Below are 2839 nucleotides of genomic sequence, written 5' to 3'. Positions count from 1 at the left end.
AAAATGATGTCTCGCTTGATGAAGTGGATAGCATTTTTTCTTTTTTTGCTTATCCTCGATTTTGCACGCCTCATGGACGCGCTAGATAATGTCATTGCACATTTAAAGCAGTGGTTTTCAAAGAACTGAACAACTGTCATAAAAGAAAAAATTTCGTAAAATTCTTTATTACTATGAATTGGAGATCCAATTATAAACGCAGTTCAGAATGGGAACCAAGTCGTAAAAGCTCTAGTGTTTTGGCATCTGGCTTTCGATAGATCAAAACTAAATCCGGCTTTATGTGACAATCACGACAATTGCGCCACTGACCTGTTAGTGCATGATCTCTCCAATGCGCCTTTAGCGGTTCATTCTCCGCTAACGCTTTGACCACAAGCAGCAAATCCTCCTCTAGTGCATTAGCATATTTACCTTTGCTTTCACGTTTAAGGTCACGGCGGAATGAACGCGTATAGACAATTTCCCGCATAGCAAGCTTAGGTTTACTTTTCAGATTTACGTGCTTCGGTTCTATCTGAGCGTATCATGGTCCTTAAGCCGTCTAATGATGTACGTTCGACGCGTCCCATTTCGGCATCCTCGATAGCTTGTAATGTTTCCGGATTTGGTTGGAATAGATCAAGTGGTAATGCTCTATCTCTAGCAATGCGGGTCATAAACATGCGCACTGCATCCGATATAGTTAAACCCGTAGACTTAATAACTGCACTTGCAATTTCTTGAACTTCATCAGGTATGCGGGCTTGAATTTTTCCCATTACTAAACCTCCTACTTAATTGTACTACAATGTACTACATTTCAAACCTATGTCAAGAGATTTATCCGTCATGCTATACAACCTTGTGTATTAAGGAGGGTAGGAAGTCAATTTTTAAAAGGAGCTAACCAAAACCTGAGAATTTCTGCTAGAATCACGAGAGAGCTTCTTTTTTAATAGGATTTTTTAGATGCCAACACCATTTGGTAAAACCTTACGCAAACTTCGCATTGATCATTCAGAACGCCTTTTAGATATGGCTAAAAAATTAGATATATCTGTAGCATTTTTATCATCTGTAGAAATTGGCAAAAGATCTGTTCCTGTAGGATTAGAGGAAAAGATAATTGAACTCTATACTTTAGATCAAGAGGTAGCAGAAATTTTGAGAAGAGAATCGGATGCTTGTCGTAAAAGCTTCACTATAAAGCCTTCTAATCCGTTGAGTCGTGAAATTGTTGGCATGTTTGTTAGAAATTTACATAATCTTTCACAACAGGATTTAGCAGAATTTAAAAAATTATTAGAGAAAGTTAGCAAACAAGCATGCGCTTCGTAGAAGCATGTTCGAGAATCCTATTCCCGAACCTTTATTTACGAATCCCGCACCTTGAAAAAACACACATGAAATCAATAAGTTATAGCACCATAAAAGTGCTGTGGCGGAGGGGGTGGGATTCGAACCCACGGTACAGTCTCCTGCACGCCGGTTTTCAAGACCGGTGCCTTAAACCGCTCGGCCACCCCTCCACACTAGATATGCTTTTTGACAAATTTCTTGTAAAAGGTCAATCATTTTAATACGCATTTTAAAGCGTTCTTTGTAAAACTATTTAAGTTTCAATTAAAATAATTCTTCATAAGTTAATTCTTTGAGTGTGTTATCTAAGAGTTTCATTTTTAAACATGATAGTTTTTTCTGAAAAAATGAAAGGTAATTATGATATTTATCATTTTTTTCCTGTTTAAAAATTTTCTACAAAGCAATATTTTTTTTAAGTTCTAACAATCGTTTTCGTAATAATAAGAAATGTTTAGTTGAAAATGTTTGATAAATTATATTAAATTCCGGTCGTGTATTTTTGGATTATTTTACCTTTCCAGATATTTATTTTATTTAGATCATTCATATTGGCGAAAAGAAAATGTTATTACTCTGACAGTTTATGAGAGATAAATTTGTAAAAATGACATATATATTCAAGGAAAGTTTTTATTGAGTTTAAATTAAGTACAATTCAATAAGAAAACTCTTTAAAAGATTTTAAGTTTTTAAATAAAAATATTCAGATATTTAGTGCGTCTAAAGAGTACCTTGGAGGGAATGGCTGATTTGCACTATTTGAATAAAATTTTATGTAAGATTTGCATCGATAGTTTAAAATCTCTTCTAGATATGGCTGGAAATTAGGTATATTTGTAATGCTTTTTCTGTGGGATAAGCAAAAAGTTAATTTGAATGGAAGAAAAAATTATTGAGCAATACCCTTAGATCAATAGATAGTTTGTGAAGGTATTACATAGTTTTTCAAGAATAGAACTTAAAAACGCTAAATTATGCAGAGTCAGAAAGCGTAAACTTTAAAAGACAAAGTTTTAAAAGCCGATTCATCACAAGTATGTGTAAAATAAAATATTTATGTCTAATATGAGAGAATAGGTTATTCCTGATTCTATTGAGTTTTTTTGCCTCTATCCCTCATCTTTTTGAAGCTTTTTTATGGCTTCAAGAGCGAGTTTTTTACGGTCTGCGCTCTTTGTGTAAAGAGATGCCATAGCATCATTTGTCCAGCCAAAAATTGCTTTGAATTGTGATACTGTTGCACCAGAATTAACTGCGCGTGTTGCTGCTAATTTTCTTAAGCCATGTGCTGATTTTTCGATTCCCGCTACGTTACAAGCCTCACGAAAAAGGTTGCCAAAACTTTCTTTAACTAGTTTTTACCTTCTTACCACAAATGAATGTTTCTTCTCCAATCACATACCTTCATAAGGATTGAGTTCTTTTTGTTTTTTTGTAGCTTTAGTGTAGCTATGCCAATTAGAGCTGTTAAAGTATTGTTTAAGCAGCCATGCAA

3 protein-coding genes, 1 tRNA gene and 1 pseudogene are annotated in these 2839 nt (G+C 34.4%); 1 reads left to right on the top strand and 4 read right to left on the bottom strand.

The genetic code is table 11. The features are described from left to right. Nucleotides 1-190 precede the first annotated feature (190 nt). Together ACFIM6_RS09535 and ACFIM6_RS09530 are read right to left on the bottom strand one after the other, a co-directional pair. A complete protein-coding gene (locus ACFIM6_RS09535; protein WP_273787998.1) occupies nt 191-472 on the bottom strand; it encodes a type II toxin-antitoxin system YafQ family toxin in 282 nt (93 codons plus the stop codon). 13 nt (nt 473-485) lie between these two features. Beyond that, the gene (locus ACFIM6_RS09530) at nt 486-761 is read right to left on the bottom strand and encodes a type II toxin-antitoxin system RelB/DinJ family antitoxin (RefSeq protein WP_375612632.1); all 276 of its coding nucleotides are present in this window, start codon (nt 759-761) and stop codon (nt 486-488) included. A 190-nt stretch (nt 762-951) separates the two neighbouring features. Here ACFIM6_RS09530 and ACFIM6_RS09525 point away from each other — a divergent pair, with 190 nt between their 5' ends. After that, nucleotides 952-1320 carry a helix-turn-helix domain-containing protein gene (locus ACFIM6_RS09525; RefSeq protein ID WP_273787997.1) on the top strand — a complete coding sequence of 123 codons (369 nt, stop codon included), beginning with the start codon at nt 952-954 and terminating at the stop codon, nt 1318-1320. Nucleotides 1321-1421: 101 nt separating this feature from the next. On the opposite strand, the gene ACFIM6_RS09520 is transcribed toward ACFIM6_RS09525, so the two are convergent. Together ACFIM6_RS09520 and ACFIM6_RS09515 are read right to left on the bottom strand one after the other, a co-directional pair. Then, nucleotides 1422-1511 (bottom strand) — tRNA-Ser (locus tag ACFIM6_RS09520). A gap of 942 nt (nt 1512-2453) precedes the next feature. Beyond that, a pseudogene (locus ACFIM6_RS09515) lies at nt 2454-2739 on the bottom strand (tyrosine-type recombinase/integrase); the annotation flags it as partial. Nucleotides 2740-2839 lie beyond the last annotated feature (100 nt).

The sequence above is a fragment of the Bartonella sp. AA9NXGY genome, assembly GCF_042196845.1.
Classification (GTDB): Bacteria; Pseudomonadota; Alphaproteobacteria; order Rhizobiales; family Rhizobiaceae; genus Bartonella.
This window is presented reverse-complemented; position numbering and strand designations above follow the sequence as displayed.

What these genes read in the sequence shown, in the direction of transcription:
- ACFIM6_RS09530 (WP_375612632.1), bottom strand. Translation starts at nt 761, where the DNA reads ATGGGAAAAATTCAAGCCCGCATACCTGATGAAGTTCAAGAAATTGCA.
- ACFIM6_RS09525 (WP_273787997.1), top strand. Translation starts at nt 952, where the DNA reads ATGCCAACACCATTTGGTAAAACCTTACGCAAACTTCGCATTGATCAT.
- ACFIM6_RS09535 (WP_273787998.1), bottom strand. Translation starts at nt 472, where the DNA reads ATGCGGGAAATTGTCTATACGCGTTCATTCCGCCGTGACCTTAAACGT.